The sequence below is a fragment of the Dielma fastidiosa genome, assembly GCF_000313565.1.
GTDB classification, from domain to species: domain Bacteria; phylum Bacillota_I; class Bacilli_A; order Erysipelotrichales; family Erysipelotrichaceae; genus Dielma; species Dielma fastidiosa.
This window is the reverse complement of the sequence record NZ_HE578924.1, coordinates 285,881-301,076: the sequence shown is the minus strand read 5'-3', so window position 1 is coordinate 301,076 and position 15,196 is coordinate 285,881. Positions and strand designations below refer to the sequence as shown.

Genomic DNA, 15,196 nt, shown 5'->3' with positions numbered 1-15,196 from the left:
TTAAGGTTGACATCTGTTTGTGTCAATCTTTTTTATTATTATAAAAAAAATTGCGTTTTCGTTATAATGAAAAAATCGCCAAAATGAGAAATATTAGTTATAGCAATATTAAAAAATAGACAACGGAAAATTATCGGTATTCCTTAACAGTTATTCATCATTACCGTTGTATCTTTAATGCGGTGAGTCGCCATCTTTCAAAGTGCTCATCAAGACCATATCTTTTTTTTGACATAAAAATTAATCAATCCTATAATTGAGTTAGCATAAAAAAACGCTTATATGGAGAGAACAAAACGATAGGGAGCAAATTATGAAAAAACCATTCAAAAAGTCAGATGTTAAAAACATTAATTTAAATAAAGTTTCTTTACAAGAAGAGCCCTTGTCTAAAGATATAGATTATACAGAGTTTCTAAAACCATATAAGGAATGGTCTGATGAAACAAGAGCCTTATACAAAAAAATAGTTGAACAAGAAAATAAAATCTACAAGTCTAAAGGCGGCAAAGGGACAGTAATTGGATGTGGAAAGATGACTATTCCTATCGTTCTCAATGAAGATAAAGAGAAGGAGTAATATTAAAAATAGGTAAACAATATTTATTTTTTATCATATAGAAAATTACATTTTTAAGCATAAAAGTTCCAATTTTTTGCTTGAAAAAGCAGGAATACCTTGCCTTAATGTGACAGGAACATGGTTTAATGGGCATCATATGTGGAATATTATATATCTGGATCAGGAATAGCTGTGGTGCGACGCTACTGCTGATCGTGGAAACACACGGCTTTATGGACTTCATCACTTTGGTCTGCATGAATTAGATGCGGATCAATATCATTGGGATGCGAATAAAATATCATCATTACTAGTTGAAAAATAAAAAATCCGATCTGTTCGGATTTTTATTATTATAACGGCAATTCAATGGGGGTGCGCTTTTTAAATATTGTAAGAGTGTCATAGCCGCACGATTTCAGCAGCCTTTTGGTTTCTTCAAAGCCGATGCCTAATTGTTCAGGCTTATGAGCGTCAGAACCAAGGGTGATTCGATGACCGCCTAATTCACGATATCTTTTTAGGATTTCCAGTCTTGGATTTGGCTGGTTGAGTCCGTATTTAAAACCACCGCTGTTTACTTCCAATGCTTTGTTTTTCATAATTAAAACTTGTAGAATTTCATCAATGAGGTCACGAACCAGCGTATAATCATAATGCTGTGTCTTTTCATAACGCACTAGATAATCAAGATGAGAAAGACTGTCAAAATCATCAAATTGCTTCACTCGCTGCAGCGTTGCTTCAAAGAATACACGATATCCTTCATCATGCCCCAACTGATCAAAATAAGCTGGCTGATAAGGGTCCATGCCTCTTGCGTAATGACAGGAGCCTAAAACAAAATCAAATTCATAAGTGTTTAATACTTCATCGATTTCATCTTTCACATGGCTCTGCAGTCCCAGCTCAATCCCAGTCAATATTTCAATTCGATCCGCATAAATTTCCTTTAATTCTGCAAGCCGCTTTTGCTGGGCAGGGATATCTAAAAGAAAACAGCAGTCACCCTCTGGCGCATCAATATCATGATGATCGGTAATGCAGATCGTTTCCATGCCCAGTTCGATGGCTCTTTCAATCTGCGCAGTGACGGGTGTCTGTGAATCCCCTGAAAATTCGGTATGAACATGAAAATCAGGCAACATAAAAAATCCTCCTTAATGCTGATATTATAACGCAAAGTATTTAGGTTTTAAATCACAACATAGGCATTTATGGGCATTTTGAAACATTAAGCACTTGGGACATACGTTAAGTGTGAGAAGATTCAGAAAGAAGGAAAGAAAATGCAGAGTTTACAAATACCGCTCAGTAAGCTTGAAAAAGGCGAGAGCGGAAAAGTTCGGCAGCTGAATATCAGCTCTGACCTCAGGCGCCGTCTGCTTGATTTAGGCTGTATAGAAGGCACCCTGATCACATACTTGCAGGCAAGTCCAGCCAATGATCCAATTGCTTATCGAATCCGCGGCAGTGTGCTGGCCCTGAGAAAAGATGTCAGTGATCAGATATTCATTGTAAAGGAGGAAAGCTTATGAGCTTAACAAATCAATCCACAGGTGCGTTCGCCCTTGACCATGAGTTAAAAATTGAAAGAACATCCGCAGACCGGGTTATCGCTATCGGCGGCAATCCCAATGTCGGCAAAAGCACGATCTTTAATTCATTGACAGGGTTGAATCAGCACACCGGCAACTGGCCCGGTAAAACCGTTGTCAACGCCCGCGGCAGCTATCAGTATAAGGGTAAAAATTTCATCTTGGTGGATATTCCGGGGACTTATTCATTGATGGCTAACTCACAGGAAGAAGAGGTTGCCCGTGATTTTATCTGTTTTGGCGATCCGGATGTGACGGTGATTGTTTTAGATGCGACATGCTTGGAGCGCAATTTAAATTTGGTGCTGCAGACCTTGGAAATTACTGATCGGGTTGTTGTCTGTGTCAATCTGCTTGATGAGGCAAGACGGAAGAAAATCAATGTAAATCTGAAAGCCTTGGCTAAATCGCTGCATGTGCCTGTCATTGGCACTAGTGCGGTCAGCGAACAGGGGCTGGACAATTTAATGGAAGAGCTGTATACCTATGCGCCAAGTGAGGAAAAGCTAGCAATCACTTACCCGCAGCCAATCGAAGAAGCAATCGCGTCAATTACGCCTCAGCTTGAAGGCCTGCTGGATGAGAAAATCAATGCGCGCTGGACAGCGATTAAGCTATTGGACGGTAATGTTTCACTGCTTGATTCGATTCAGAAATATCTCGGCTTTGATCTGCGCGCGAATGAGGAATTAATGCATGAAGTAAGAAAGGCAAATGCTGTTCTTATGCTCCAGCATATTGGCCAGGATCAGTTCAGGGAACTGCTTGTGACCTCATTAGTTGAAAAAAGTGAACAAATTGCCGCGAATTGTGTCATGACCCAAAATCATCAAAGTGACAGCCGAGATCGTAAAATCGATAAAATTTTAACCTCAAAGGCTACCGGTATACCCATCATGATCCTGCTTCTGTGTCTGGTATTTTGGATTACGATCAGCGGTGCCAATGTACCTTCTGAGCTTTTGTCCGGCTTACTTTTCAGCTTTGAAGAACCTTTAAAAAATTTCTTGGCCTTTATGCATTTTCCCTTATGGGCGCAAAGTCTTTTTGCTGAGGGAATGTATCGCACGCTGGCTTGGGTCGTATCCGTCATGCTGCCGCCAATGGCTATCTTTTTCCCTTTATTTTCACTTTTGGAAGACCTTGGTTATCTGCCCAGAGTGGCTTTTAATCTCGATCATGCCTTTAAAAAAGCCGGCGCTTGCGGTAAGCAGGCCTTAACCATGTGGGTAGGGTTTTTTAGGATATCCTGTAAAAAAAGTTTGCAATATAGTTCAACCTGGCATATAATGTGAACAGTGAGTGTGTGAAAACACAATGAGAGGAGGTTATGATCATGAAATTATTTTATAGCTGCAAGACCCGTAATACTAACATCTATAACGCTGAAAACCATGCTTTTATTCATGATAAAAACCGCCTGTCTAAAGATTTTTTCATTTAGCCAGATCATTCATTTTATTCATTAATAGGCATGATGCCTATTTTTTTTATGCTATAAAGGAGGGAAAATATGAAAAAGTTAAAGTTTATATTGGACTATGCGAAACCAGATGATAAGCGAATTATCGCTATTTTCTTTGATGTGGCAATCTACGCGCTGGCAATGCTGATATCACCATTGATCTTATCAATCATGGTGGATAATGTTATTCAGGGGATTCCGGCTGATAATCAAATGATTACCGCAATTCTGCAGCGGCTGGGCGGTGATGCGCATTTGCGTAATAATTTATGGATTGGTTCATTGCTGATGCTGGCTGTTTATATATTAATTGCTTTTGGCGTTCATCGGCGAACCATTAACTGCGGTTTGGTATCTGAAACCTTTGCGGAAAATATCCGCAACGCGGTTTATGATCATATGCAGAAGCTGCCGTTTGCCTATCACAAACAAAAGGACAGCGGTGATTTGCTGCAGCGCTGTACCTCAGATATCGATCAGATTCGGCGTTTTCTCGCCTCACAAATATCAGAAATGCTTTATTCGATCTTGATCGTCTGTTTTGCGGCGGCAATCTTATTCTCTAAGCATGCCAAGCTCGCGGCAATTTCAGTCGTACTGCTGCCGCTGATTCTGATTGCATCCTTGATTTTCTATACCAAGTCTAAAAAAATCTTCTTGGACTGCGATATTGCGGAATCAAAAATGATGGCGGTTTTGCAGGAAAATCTCAATGCGATGCGGGTAGTGAAAGCATTCCATCAGGAAAAGGTTGAAATTGATAAATTTGAAGAGAAAAATGAAGATTATCGTGTCAAGCTGTTCCGCTTAGTTAACGCCTTAGGTATTTTCTGGAACATCTCCGATTTAATCGGCATGATACAGATTCTGATCATGATTATCTTCGGCATTCAGTTTGCAGTGGCGCAGCAGCTGAGTGTAGGTACCTTCTTTGTCTTTCTGACTTACATCAGCATGATTATCTGGCCAATCCGTCAGCTGGGCAGAATCCTTGCCGATATGGGGAAGGTCAGCGTATCTGTTACCCGTATCAAGGAAATTCTTGATGAAGAGGCAGAAGATCTGGAAGCGGGTATTAAGCCTGAAATCATCGGTGATATCGTGTTTGATCATGTATCCTTCAATTATGAAGACAGTGAAGAACACACGCTGAATGATGTCAGCTTCCATATTGAAGCGAATACCCGCGTGGCAATCATGGGGCCTACGGGCAGCGGTAAAAGCTCATTGATTCATCTGTTGAATGGCATCTATGATTATAAGGGCGGTTCAATCCGCATAGACGGCCATGAACTGCGCACCATCAGCAAAGCTTGGCTGCGCAAGAAGGTACAAATCGTGCTTCAGGAGCCATTCCTATACAGTAAAACGATTTATGAAAATATTCATCTGGCTGCCAGTAAGAGTGAGCGCGATGAAATCATCAAAGCGGCTAAGACGGCCAGTATCCATAATGTAATTGAGGAATTTGAAAAGGGCTATGATACTGAAGTCGGCGAAAAGGGTGTAACCTTATCCGGCGGTCAGAAACAGCGTCTGGCTATCGCACGCTCACTGCTGCTTAAATCACCGATCGTTATCTTTGATGATTCACTAAGCGCTCTCGATTCTAAAACTGATGCGATGATCCAGGATGCCTTAAATCAGCTGGATTATCCGGTTACTACGTTAATGATTACGCATCGGATCAATACAGCGCGCAGCGCGGATTTAATATTGGTGCTTGATCATGGCAAGCTGATACAAAGCGGCACTCATGAGACTTTAATTCATGAGGAAGGCTTATATAAACGAATTTATGAAATACAAAGTGAAGGAGGTGAGAGCCATGGCGAATAGTATTCTTGAGGAAAAGGAATATCAAAGCAAGGCGTTTGACCGCTCATGCTGGATGCGGATGCTTAAAATTCTGTGGGAAGAGAAAAAAGTGGTTATTTGTTTATTAGCGGCCAATCTTGCCTTTGCACTTACCGATATTATTTTCCCGCTGTTTAACCGATATGCGATTGATATGTATGTAGTTGGTCAGGCAAGTCAGGAATCTTTACCGATTTTTATAGCTGTATATGCCGGCGGTATTGTGATTCGCTCGATCTGTCTCTATCTTTATTTCCGTTATGCAGGCGGCGTAGAGAGCAGTTTTGGTAAGAACTTACGGAAAAAATGCTTTGTGAAGCTTCAGAATCTGTCTTTTCCTTATTTTGACCGTACCGCAAACGGCTGGCTAATGGCGAGAATTACATCGGATACCGGCAGACTGGCTGAAATACTAGCCTGGAGCTTAATGGATCTGATCTGGGGTGCCGTATTAATTGTTGGTATTACGGCTGTTATGCTGGCAGTTAATTGGAAAATGGCATTGGCTATTTTAGTCGCGGTTCCTTTTTTATGGTTTGTGACGATGTATTTCCAGAAGCGTCTGTTATCGGCACAGCGTAAGGCGAGAAAAAGTAATTCTAAGATTACTGCCGGTTTCTCAGAAAGCATCAGCGGCGCAAAGACAACAAAAACATTGGGTGTGGAACAGGAAAATTATGAGGAATTTAAAATTAAGACGCATGACATGAAAACTTATTCAATGCGGGCGGCACGAATTAATTCACTGTTTCAGCCGGTTGTTTTCTTATTATCAGGCATCGTGCTGGCTTTATTAGTTTATATCGGCGGTAATCAGGTTCTGCTTTCAGTAATACAGTTTGGTACGCTGTCAATGTTTATCAATTACGCGGAGCTGTTCTTTGAACCCTTAAAGCAGATTGCCAGAGTTTTAGGTGAAATGCAGATGGCCCAGGCAAGCGGTGAGCGAATCCTGAGTCTTTTAGATGAAGAGGTAGAAATTGATGACAGTGATGAAGTAAAAGCAGTCTATGGAACCTTACTGGAACCGAAGGAAGAGAATTATGAACCATTGCTTGGCAATGTGGAATTCAGGCATGTTGATTTCTTCTATAATGAAAATGAAAAGGTATTATCCGATTTTAACCTACAAGTAAAACAAGGTGAAATGATCGCGCTGGTTGGTGAAACCGGATCTGGCAAGAGTACGATTGTTAATCTGCTCTGCCGTTTCTATGAACCAAAACAGGGCCAGATTTTAATGGATGGCAAAGATATTCAAAAACGCAGTGTCGGCTGGCTGCATTCCAATATCGGTTATGTGCTGCAGACTCCCAACTTATTCAGCGGTACAATCAGGGATAATATCCGCTATGGCCGGCCGGATGCTACTGATCAAGAGGTTGAAGATGTAGCGCGTTTGATTCATGCCCATGACTTTATTATGCATATGCCTAAGGGGTATGACAGTGAGGTTGGCGAAGGCGGTGATATGCTGTCTACCGGCCAGAAACAGCTGCTCTCATTTGCCCGTGCTATCCTCTCTGATCCAAGCATCGTGATTCTTGATGAAGCGACAAGCTCTATCGATACAGAGAGTGAAAAGGTGATTCAGCTGGCAATCAAGGAACTGCTGGCCGGCCGCACAAGCTTTGTGGTTGCGCATCGCTTATCGACAATTGTCAATGCGGATAAAATCATTGTTCTTGATCATGGTTTGATTAAAGAGATGGGATCTCATGATGAGCTGATGAAACAAAAGGGCGCATATTATGAATTGTATACATCACAATCATTATTAGAGAAGCAGCAGCAATTATTATCAATAGAATCAGAACCACTTGTCTAAGCGTGGTTCTTTTTTCATATGATAGAATGGTGATCTTATGAAAAAGAAGAAAGTAAATTATACAGTTCAAGTAACAAGCGGTAAAATGGAGCTTAAACAGTTAATCAAATTACTGATTTTGAAGGAAGTGCGTTATGGAAAGAAAGCATAAGCTGCGCGGTGCTTTTTACCTGCGTCTTTCAAAAGATGATGACAATCAAAAAGAAAGCTCTAGTATCTCCAATCAGCGTAAGCTGCTTCAGGATTATGCGGAAAAAGCCGGCTTTGATATCGTGGCGGAATTCTGTGATGACGGCGTATCCGGAACAACCTTTGACCGGCCGGGGTTCAATCAGCTGATTCAGGCTGTGGAAAATGGTTTAATTAATTTGATATTGGTAAAAGATTTGTCGCGGCTGGGCCGTGATTATATTCAAACCGGTCAGTATACTGAAGTCTATTTTCCCGCTAAGAATGTGCGCTTTATCGCGGTGAATGATGAGGTGGATTCGGATCAGCCGCTGAATGATCTGGCCCCCTTCCGCAACGTGGTTAATGAAATGGTGGCCCGTGACACTTCTAGGAAAATCCGTTCCTCTTTTCAGACTAAGATGCGTGAAGGTGCCTTTATCGGCAATTTCGCACCCTATGGGTATCAAAAGGATAAGCATGATAAGAATCATTTAGTGATTGATCCCAATACGGCTCCAATCGTACACCGAATTTTTGAAATGGCGGCATTTGGCTGTTCCTCCGCCAATATTGCGAAAAGCTTAAATGAGCAGAAAATCAGTTCACCGGCCGTTTATCGCTGTCAGAAATACCCGCATCTCAAGCTTGCTAATTATACCCAGAAAAAGGCGTGGTCAGCTTCAACAATCCGTAAGATATTGAAGAATCCGGTTTATCGCGGACACAGCGCACAGGGGAAGTCTGTCAAGAGCAGTTTTAAAAATCGACATGTCAGTGCATTGCCGATGCAGGAATGGATCATTGTAGAAAATACACATGAGGCAGTTGTGGAACAGGAATTATTCGATTTAGCCAATGAAGGGGCAAAGCAGCGGCAGTGTGTAAAAAAAGACAGCTTTGTTAACAGCTTTTCAAAGATTGCGGTTTGTGCTGACTGTCATCACGGCATGTCGACGATTGGCAGTATGCCGCATGTGATTCTGGCATGCGGTTCATACAAAAGCCATGGAAAATCGATCTGCAGCAATCATTTTATTGATTATAATGATCTGATGCAGTGTACAAGGGAAGTGCTTAAACGCTATGCTCTCTTGGATGAGGCTGAGAAGCAGGAAGTATTTGCTGAGATCAAAGAGGAGCTGTCGCCGTCCAAGCATGAGAATGAACGCATCGATGAATTGAATCACATCCTTGATACGCTCTATCTTGATTATTATGCGGGTACGCTGAGCGCCCAGCGCTTTGAACAGCTCAAAGAGCATTATGAAGCAGAGAAAAGTCAGCTGGACAGCCTTAGACAAACGGTAGATGACACCGTGGATTTTGAAAAAATATATCGGGATATTATTCGCTTTGACGAGCTGTCACCGCAGCTGTTATCTGCGTTTTTTGAATCTATTGAAATCAGTCAGGGAAGTGATGAGAATCATGAAAAGCAGCAGCAAATCGTTTTTCATCCGCGTTTTAAAATCAAACCATAGCGCCGAAAACACTAACCATGTGCATGGGGTTTGGATGTAATGCGGCTGGCATCGTCGGCTGTCGGATCATCGATTCGCCAAGAGAGCGTTTAATGGCTATCTGTACGAATAACTTTGTACCATGTAACGGGCGCTTTCCTACAATGATAGCTATTATAACGATGTTTTTTGTCGGAGCGTCCCTGCCTTTTATGCAGTCAATGATATCCACACTGTTGTTAATGGGAGTCATTCTGCTAGGCGTATTCACAACCTTTAAGGTGTCGTCGCTCCTGAATAAAACGATTCTTAAGGGGGTGCCCTCCACCTTTATTTTGGAGCTGCCGCCTTATCGCAAACCGCAGATTGTCAAAACGCTTGTACATTCAATCTTTGACCGTACCCTGTTTGTGTTAGGCAGAGCGATGGCAGTGGCCGCCCCGGCCGGTCTCTTAATTTGGCTGATGGCGAATATTACAATCGGTGATGCCACACTGCTGACTCACTGCGCAGGACTTCTTGATCCCTTTGCGAAGCTGTGCGGATTAGATGGTTATATACTGTTGGCCTTTATCCTTGGTTTCCCAGCCAATGAAATCGTGATACCGATTCTGATTATGAGCTACTTAGCCAGCGGTTCCATGGTTGATTATGATAATATAATGCAGTTAAAAACATTGCTGGTAGATCATGGCTGGACATGGATCACCGCAATCTGCACCCTGCTCTTTACTTTGCTGCATTGGCCTTGTGCAACTACCCTGCTGACCATCAAGAAAGAGACACAAAGCTGGCGGTGGACGCTGATTGCCTTTGCACTGCCGACATTGATTGGCTTGGGCTTATGTATGCTTGTAAATTTGGCAGCGACACTGATTTTTTAACAGATTTGTATTTATTAGTAAAAATTAATTGAAAAAAGTCAAAAATTTAGCACTCAACTATTGACAGTGCCAACACTTTGGATTATACTATAAGTGTAATCAGGATAGGACCTGATGAGGTTTGAATTCATGAAATGATATTGTTACGAAAGAGGCGATGGTTATGAAATTCTTACCTGGATTGAATTTATTTGATGATGCATTTGATGATATGTTTTTTGATCCGATTTTCACTAAGAAAAGCTCGAATATCATGAAAACGGATGTAACGGAAAAGGATGGCAATTACCTGCTTGATATGGAATTGCCTGGTTATGGCAAGGAGGACATCAAGATTGAATTGAAGGATGGATATCTGAATGTCAGTGCCAGCAAGAATACAAGCAATGAAGAAAAAGATGACAAGGGTAATGTGATCCGTCAGGAGCGTTACACCGGCAGCTGTTCACGCAGCTTCTATGTTGGTGACGGTGTTAAGGAAACGGATATTAAAGCTAAATTTGAAAATGGTGAACTGAAAATCGTAGTACCTGTTGATGCACCAAAAGAAGTTGAAGAAAAGAAATTTATAGCAATTGAATAAAAGCATAAAGCTGTAACGGTTTGACCCAAGATTGAGAAGGTCAAAAAGCGTTACAGCTTTTTTTGTGCTTTATAAAATTTTTCTATGAATCGTAAAAGTGCCCCTTGTGGAAATTTTCATTGCCAGTTTTATTAGCGGTCATTTTAAATAATACACAGCCATCTGGACATACGACATTTTGACTGTAACGTTCATGACCGCCGATATTCTCCAAATCACCGCCGCTTCTGACAGCTTCCATGATAGGAAACATTATCAGCATTACCTTTGAACAGATACCTTGGCCATCCGCGTTTACTGGACAGCCATAGGTACAGGTGTATTTATCCCCGATCTCTTCACCATTGCGGCAATAGTGTTCTGTCTGCTGTCCGCGCAGAAAGCCGGCTACTTCAATTTCCCATTCATATTCTTCGTCATACCATTTTTTCATTATATCGCTCCTTGTCTGCCTGCCTCTTTACAGGTCTGATATATTTCCATCCCTTCACTGGATCAAAATAGAAATAAATGATTCTGCCAGGTGTCAGATCCGGTACATAATCAGTTTCAGTATAATCAAAATCTGCCATCGCTTTTTCCATTTGCTCTTCTACGCTGCGGTTTTCCTGATCATAATCAAAGGGCCCATGTTCAAAGACTATATATTCTGCGGATAAGACATCCCGCAGCTGAAAATGCGGTGGAATGACACCATGATAATTAGCTGGCAGTCTGACGCCATAGCATTCAACGCGCTCAATCCCCCAATCACAAAGCCTGCCGTCGGGATCGATAATATAAGCCATAATCTGACCGCTGCTGCTGTTGGTTTCACTGCCGCCGCCATCATCCAGCTTACCCTTGATGCTGTCCAGATAACCGCAGACAGTATCTTGATCCTGACCTTGTTTTAAGTTTTGTTTCTGCCAGAAATCCCAATAGCCATTGCTTTCATAATTACTGATATATAGAAATTTATGAGCGGGAATTGTCACAAAATAAATCTTAATTGACGCAGAGGATTTCATCATGCCTATTTCCTGCAGGCCTAAAAAATAACGGTCAAAGGGCTGTATTTTAGTGCGGAGAATGACTGCTTGGGGATTGGCGCGGTAATGACTTGGTGTAACACCATAGGTATTCTTAAATGCTCTGGTGAATGCTTCATGTGATGAAAAGCCATAATCTAAAGCAATTTGCATAATACGCTTATCACTGTCACGGATCTCCTTCAGCGCAAAGGCTAATTTTCGGCATCGTAAATAATCTTTAAACTGCATACCTGTTATCTGTTTGAATTTTCTGGTTGTATAGAATTCAGAATAACCAAGCCGCTTAGCAAGCATACGCAAGGTTAAAGCCTCATCATTGTAATTTTTGATGCATTGATCAATTTCATTCGTTATGATTTGAATCTGCTGCTGCCATTCAAACATATTCACACCGCCATTCTGTTATATAACAATGATTATTATAAAACAGAATCAAGAATCAGACTTGATTTTACTTGCACTTCTATATGAGCTTTACCAATATCGGGAATGGTACTTATTTCTTTCAAAGAAGCAAAGTGTTTACGCATAATTAAAACAAGGTTAGGCATAGTAATCTTGAAAGAAGGCTACCGATGAAAATTTTACTCTCTTTAATATTGCTGCTGAGCATGCCATCTGCATTAAAGGTAGAACAGATTCCTTTTCCAGCTCAATGCCCGGCAGAAACATCCTGTGAACCACTTGATTATATGCAGTACCGGCAGGGTAATGATGTTTTATATGCACTTAAAAGCAGTGCGTCCTATAAACGCTATAAGAACAACTTTGACAGTGTGATCTGGCAGACATTTTTTGATGATGTACCTTTGGGACATGTTTCATTGACTGAACGCTGGCATCTTGATCAAAAGGATACTTATGAATATACACAGATTGGGGTGAGGATTGACAATGATCAGCTGAATGAATATACCCATCTGATACAAGGTGATGTCTTGGCTTATGCGGTGGTATCTGATGTTCTTAAAGATTTTGAAGAGCTGGTCAGCGATGATACACTTACCGATAAGGAACATTTTGATCAACAGGCAGATTTGATACGGAGACGGCGGCTTGCGCAATATAGAACGGATAACCTGAATGGTATTCTTGTTTACCAAGAGGCGGGTGAGGTGCCGGATGAATTGTTGGTACTGATGGCTCAAAAGGCTTTTGATCAGATCAGCGGCTATTATTCAGCATTGTTTGATATCGCTTTAAAAGCAGCCTTGGCGGCAGAGATGGAAAATGCATCACATCAGGTTGAGCTGATCAGTGAAGGGAATAAATACTGGCTGAAGCTTAGCGAAAAAGCACAGCAGGAGAGTGAAACAGTGGCGGCTGAACCGGTTGATGACCTCACAGAAAAAAATGATTGGCTTTATGTCTCTATCGTTTTAACTATTTTATTTGCGATGATTGCTTGGTTCTTTGGCTATGCGGGATAAAAAAAGAACAGGCGTACCTGTTCGAGAGAGGGAAAATTTTAAAAATTAAGGCAGAGATACCAGCGAATCAAGGTAACTAAGCCTTGGAATATCAACAGGGCGCCAAGCAATACACTGATTGTCAGAATTGCCAGCGACGGATTGAAAAAGGCAAAGATTGAAAATGCGATGCCGACAATGCCAAGCGCGCACATCCAATTCCAGCTGGCAAAGTTAAAGCGGCGCATTTGAAAACTATTGATGAATTTCGCAAGACTTGTAACTAAAAGCCAGCCACTGAATATATAAGGTATAAAGGCAGCGGTTATGTCATTATAACCGATTAAAAAGCAAGCCATGATAACACTTAAAATACCGTCGATCAGCATCCATGCGTTACTGAAAAAGGTATCTCTGAAGAAGAAATAACCAACAATATCTGAAAAGCCTTCAAATAATATCGCAATGGCAATAATCCAGGCGATTGATGAGAGGGCAGTCATCGGATTCATAATACAGATCACCCCGGCACCAATTAATAAAATCGCGGACAGCAGCCACAAAACCTGACTCCATTTTCTATTCATTACGATCACTCCTTTTATCTATTCTTATCATAACCTATTTTTAACAATTAACCATTAGACAGAAAGATTTATTTGACTTATTTTATTACATGCGGTTAAATTTGTATAGGTATTAAGGAGAAAGATAATGATCATATGTTGTTCACCGACTAAAACGATGAAAAGCGAGGCAATTGCGGAAGCGAGCCAGCCGATGTTTGCACAGACAGCTGCCCATATAGCTTCCTTATTAAAAGATAAAAATACAGAGGAACTAATGAAATTCTATAAGTGCAATGAAAAGATAGCGCTGCAGAATGTGAGTCGTTTTCAATCCTTTGAACCAGTGACGCAGAACAATGCCGGACTGTGCTTTGACGGCCTGCAGTTTAAACGGATGCAGGTACATGCATGGAATCAGGAGGATTGGAATTTTGCTCAAGAACACTTGCGGATTATGAGCGGCTTGTATGGGATGCTGAGGGTAAAGGACGGCATCAGTGAATATCGTTTGGATGTTGAAAATCCCTTACAGGTTGAAGGCAAATCACTTACTGAATTTTGGCGGTTAAAGCTTGCGGATGGTTTAAAGGATGAATGCATTTTGGATTGCTGTTCTAAGGAATATAGTGCTTTATTGCCTGAAACAAAATGCAGTGTATCCTTTTATGTGGAAAAACAGGGTAAACTGAAGATTGAGGCGACGGCGGCTAAGATGGCCCGCGGTTCGCTGATTTATTATTGCATTAAGCATAAGATAGATAATATAGAAGCGGTAAAGGCTTTTAATGAAGATGGGTATCACTTTCATGAACAGCTTTCCAACGCTAAGCATTTAGTATTTGTCAAGGAGGTGCAGTTATGATATTAGTCAGTGCTTGCCTGCTAGGTGAAAATTGTAAATACAGCGGCGGTAATAATGCCAATGCTTTACTTATAGATTATCTGAAGGATAAGGAAAACATCAGTGTTTGTCCTGAAGTGATGGGTGGTCTGCCGACGCCAAGGGCCTGTTGTGAACGGGTAAAGGATCGGGTTATCAACAATCTTGGCGAAGATGTGACAGAAGCTTTCATAGAAGGCGCAAAACAAACGCTGGCAGTTGCACAGGCGAATAAATGCACGCTGTGTATCCTGCAAGTACGCTCGCCAAGCTGCGGCGCAGGCAGGATTTATGATGGAACTTTCAGCGGCAGAATCATTGAAGGAAACGGTATAACCGCGCAGTATTTACTGGATCACGGCTTTAATGTAATCAGCAGTGAGGCTTTTACTGAACAGCTTAAATCAGGAAAAATAGATGAAGAACGGCTCTGTAAAACTTTATAAATCTCGTTTGTCAGATTGAAATAACACTACATTTCTGATTGAAAAACAAGGCTCGCAGATTTATTTTTAAAATAATCAAATATTTGCGATTTTAGCATTGTAAGTGCTACCGAAATGGTTTAAAATGGAGTAGAAGAATATTAGGAGGAATAAAAATGAAACAAATTACAGTATCAGTAATCGATCCAGTTGGATTACATGCACGCCCTGCAACAGTAGCAGTTAACGCAGCTAGTAAATTCAAATGTGAAGTGAATGTGTCTTTCAAAGGACGTGAAGTAAACATGAAATCAATCATGGGTGTTATGTCTTTAGGAATTCCAACACAATCTGAAATCACTATTTCTTGCAACGGTGAAGATGAAGATGCTGCTATCGCAGCTATCGAAGAAGTTCTTCGTACACAAAAAATCGTTGGTTAATTTAATTCACAATTAAATATAAAAAAAT

Annotated in this window: 16 protein-coding genes; 12 read left to right on the top strand and 4 right to left on the bottom strand. The window is 41.1% G+C overall.

The genetic code is table 11. The features are described 5' to 3' along the window. Positions 1–313: 313 nt before the first annotated feature. Positions 314–580 carry a hypothetical protein gene (locus tag DAHG_RS04945; protein ID WP_022937224.1) on the top strand — a complete coding sequence of 89 codons (267 nt, stop codon included), beginning with the start codon at positions 314–316 and terminating at the stop codon, positions 578–580. Positions 581–915: 335 nt separating this feature from the next. Here the strand turns inward: DAHG_RS04945 and DAHG_RS04940 are convergent, their stop codons facing one another. Further along, on the bottom strand, positions 916–1,710 hold the full coding sequence (locus DAHG_RS04940) for a histidinol-phosphatase HisJ family protein (RefSeq protein WP_022937223.1): 795 nt from the start codon (positions 1,708–1,710) through the stop codon (positions 916–918). Positions 1,711–1,851: 141 nt separating this feature from the next. Here DAHG_RS04940 and DAHG_RS04935 point away from each other — a divergent pair, with 141 nt between their 5' ends. The 7 genes from DAHG_RS04935 to DAHG_RS04895 all read left to right on the top strand — a co-directional run bounded on the left by DAHG_RS04935 (position 1,852) and on the right by DAHG_RS04895 (position 10,408). Further along, a complete protein-coding gene (locus DAHG_RS04935; RefSeq protein ID WP_022937222.1) occupies positions 1,852–2,100 on the top strand; it encodes a FeoA family protein in 249 nt (82 codons plus the stop codon). Beyond that, positions 2,097–3,455, top strand: a complete 1,359-nt coding sequence (locus DAHG_RS18835; RefSeq protein WP_022937221.1) for a ferrous iron transporter B — start codon at positions 2,097–2,099, stop codon at positions 3,453–3,455. Before DAHG_RS04935 ends, DAHG_RS18835 begins: the two co-directional genes overlap by 4 nt. A 218-nt stretch (positions 3,456–3,673) precedes the next feature. Beyond that, positions 3,674–5,464 carry an ABC transporter ATP-binding protein gene (locus tag DAHG_RS04920; RefSeq protein ID WP_022937219.1) on the top strand — a complete coding sequence of 597 codons (1,791 nt, stop codon included), beginning with the start codon at positions 3,674–3,676 and terminating at the stop codon, positions 5,462–5,464. Beyond that, positions 5,454–7,310, top strand: coding sequence for an ABC transporter ATP-binding protein (locus DAHG_RS04915; protein WP_022937218.1), 1,857 nt, complete (start codon positions 5,454–5,456; stop codon positions 7,308–7,310). The genes DAHG_RS04920 and DAHG_RS04915 overlap by 11 nt, the downstream gene beginning before the upstream one ends. A gap of 134 nt (positions 7,311–7,444) precedes the next feature. Beyond that, entirely contained in the window at positions 7,445–8,962 is a 1,518-nt protein-coding gene (locus DAHG_RS20855; protein WP_022937216.1) for a recombinase family protein, read from the top strand. Between the two features lie 23 nt (positions 8,963–8,985). Next, entirely contained in the window at positions 8,986–9,825 is an 840-nt protein-coding gene (locus tag DAHG_RS18830; RefSeq protein ID WP_420870391.1) for a nucleoside recognition domain-containing protein, read from the top strand. 163 nt (positions 9,826–9,988) lie between these two features. Beyond that, a complete protein-coding gene (locus DAHG_RS04895; protein WP_022937214.1) occupies positions 9,989–10,408 on the top strand; it encodes an Hsp20/alpha crystallin family protein in 420 nt (139 codons plus the stop codon). 82 nt (positions 10,409–10,490) lie between these two features. Here DAHG_RS04895 and DAHG_RS04890 read toward each other — a convergent pair whose 3' ends face one another. After that, a complete protein-coding gene (locus DAHG_RS04890) occupies positions 10,491–10,841 on the bottom strand; it encodes a TIGR04076 family protein (RefSeq protein WP_022937213.1) in 351 nt (116 codons plus the stop codon). Next, a complete protein-coding gene (locus tag DAHG_RS18825) occupies positions 10,825–11,826 on the bottom strand; it encodes a helix-turn-helix transcriptional regulator (protein ID WP_022937212.1) in 1,002 nt (333 codons plus the stop codon). Before DAHG_RS18825 ends, DAHG_RS04890 begins: the two co-directional genes overlap by 17 nt. A gap of 191 nt (positions 11,827–12,017) precedes the next feature. On the opposite strand from DAHG_RS18825, the gene DAHG_RS04880 reads away from it, so the two are divergent. Then, positions 12,018–12,872 (top strand): hypothetical protein, encoded by an 855-nt coding sequence (locus DAHG_RS04880; RefSeq protein ID WP_022937211.1) that lies wholly within the window; start codon positions 12,018–12,020, stop codon positions 12,870–12,872. A 38-nt stretch (positions 12,873–12,910) separates the two neighbouring features. Here DAHG_RS04880 and DAHG_RS04875 read toward each other — a convergent pair whose 3' ends face one another. Next, positions 12,911–13,438, bottom strand: coding sequence for an HdeD family acid-resistance protein (locus DAHG_RS04875; protein ID WP_022937210.1), 528 nt, complete (start codon positions 13,436–13,438; stop codon positions 12,911–12,913). A 127-nt stretch (positions 13,439–13,565) separates the two neighbouring features. Here DAHG_RS04875 and DAHG_RS18820 point away from each other — a divergent pair, with 127 nt between their 5' ends. The 3 genes from DAHG_RS18820 (at position 13,566) to DAHG_RS04860 (ending at position 15,168) form a co-directional block, all read left to right on the top strand. Beyond that, positions 13,566–14,282 carry a YaaA family protein gene (locus DAHG_RS18820; protein WP_022937209.1) on the top strand — a complete coding sequence of 239 codons (717 nt, stop codon included), beginning with the start codon at positions 13,566–13,568 and terminating at the stop codon, positions 14,280–14,282. Further along, positions 14,279–14,746 carry a 2-thiouracil desulfurase family protein gene (locus tag DAHG_RS04865; RefSeq protein ID WP_022937208.1) on the top strand — a complete coding sequence of 156 codons (468 nt, stop codon included), beginning with the start codon at positions 14,279–14,281 and terminating at the stop codon, positions 14,744–14,746. The genes DAHG_RS18820 and DAHG_RS04865 overlap by 4 nt, the downstream gene beginning before the upstream one ends. A gap of 155 nt (positions 14,747–14,901) precedes the next feature. Beyond that, positions 14,902–15,168: a phosphocarrier protein HPr gene (locus DAHG_RS04860; RefSeq protein WP_022937207.1), complete on the top strand. Its 267-nt coding sequence runs from the start codon at positions 14,902–14,904 to the stop codon at positions 15,166–15,168. The last annotated feature ends 28 nt before the right edge of the window (positions 15,169–15,196 follow it).

What these genes read in the sequence shown, in the direction of transcription:
- DAHG_RS04865 (WP_022937208.1), top strand. Translation starts at nt 14,279, where the DNA reads ATGATATTAGTCAGTGCTTGCCTGCTAGGTGAAAATTGTAAATACAGC.
- DAHG_RS04945 (WP_022937224.1), top strand. Translation starts at nt 314, where the DNA reads ATGAAAAAACCATTCAAAAAGTCAGATGTTAAAAACATTAATTTAAAT.
- DAHG_RS04875 (WP_022937210.1), bottom strand. Translation starts at nt 13,438, where the DNA reads ATGAATAGAAAATGGAGTCAGGTTTTGTGGCTGCTGTCCGCGATTTTA.
- DAHG_RS04935 (WP_022937222.1), top strand. Translation starts at nt 1,852, where the DNA reads ATGCAGAGTTTACAAATACCGCTCAGTAAGCTTGAAAAAGGCGAGAGC.
- DAHG_RS04880 (WP_022937211.1), top strand. Translation starts at nt 12,018, where the DNA reads ATGAAAATTTTACTCTCTTTAATATTGCTGCTGAGCATGCCATCTGCA.
- DAHG_RS18830 (WP_420870391.1), top strand. Translation starts at nt 8,986, where the DNA reads ATGGGGTTTGGATGTAATGCGGCTGGCATCGTCGGCTGTCGGATCATC.
- DAHG_RS18835 (WP_022937221.1), top strand. Translation starts at nt 2,097, where the DNA reads ATGAGCTTAACAAATCAATCCACAGGTGCGTTCGCCCTTGACCATGAG.
- DAHG_RS20855 (WP_022937216.1), top strand. Translation starts at nt 7,445, where the DNA reads ATGGAAAGAAAGCATAAGCTGCGCGGTGCTTTTTACCTGCGTCTTTCA.
- DAHG_RS18820 (WP_022937209.1), top strand. Translation starts at nt 13,566, where the DNA reads ATGATCATATGTTGTTCACCGACTAAAACGATGAAAAGCGAGGCAATT.
- DAHG_RS04890 (WP_022937213.1), bottom strand. Translation starts at nt 10,841, where the DNA reads ATGAAAAAATGGTATGACGAAGAATATGAATGGGAAATTGAAGTAGCC.
- DAHG_RS04915 (WP_022937218.1), top strand. Translation starts at nt 5,454, where the DNA reads ATGGCGAATAGTATTCTTGAGGAAAAGGAATATCAAAGCAAGGCGTTT.
- DAHG_RS04940 (WP_022937223.1), bottom strand. Translation starts at nt 1,710, where the DNA reads ATGTTGCCTGATTTTCATGTTCATACCGAATTTTCAGGGGATTCACAG.
- DAHG_RS04920 (WP_022937219.1), top strand. Translation starts at nt 3,674, where the DNA reads ATGAAAAAGTTAAAGTTTATATTGGACTATGCGAAACCAGATGATAAG.
- DAHG_RS04860 (WP_022937207.1), top strand. Translation starts at nt 14,902, where the DNA reads ATGAAACAAATTACAGTATCAGTAATCGATCCAGTTGGATTACATGCA.
- DAHG_RS04895 (WP_022937214.1), top strand. Translation starts at nt 9,989, where the DNA reads ATGAAATTCTTACCTGGATTGAATTTATTTGATGATGCATTTGATGAT.
- DAHG_RS18825 (WP_022937212.1), bottom strand. Translation starts at nt 11,826, where the DNA reads ATGTTTGAATGGCAGCAGCAGATTCAAATCATAACGAATGAAATTGAT.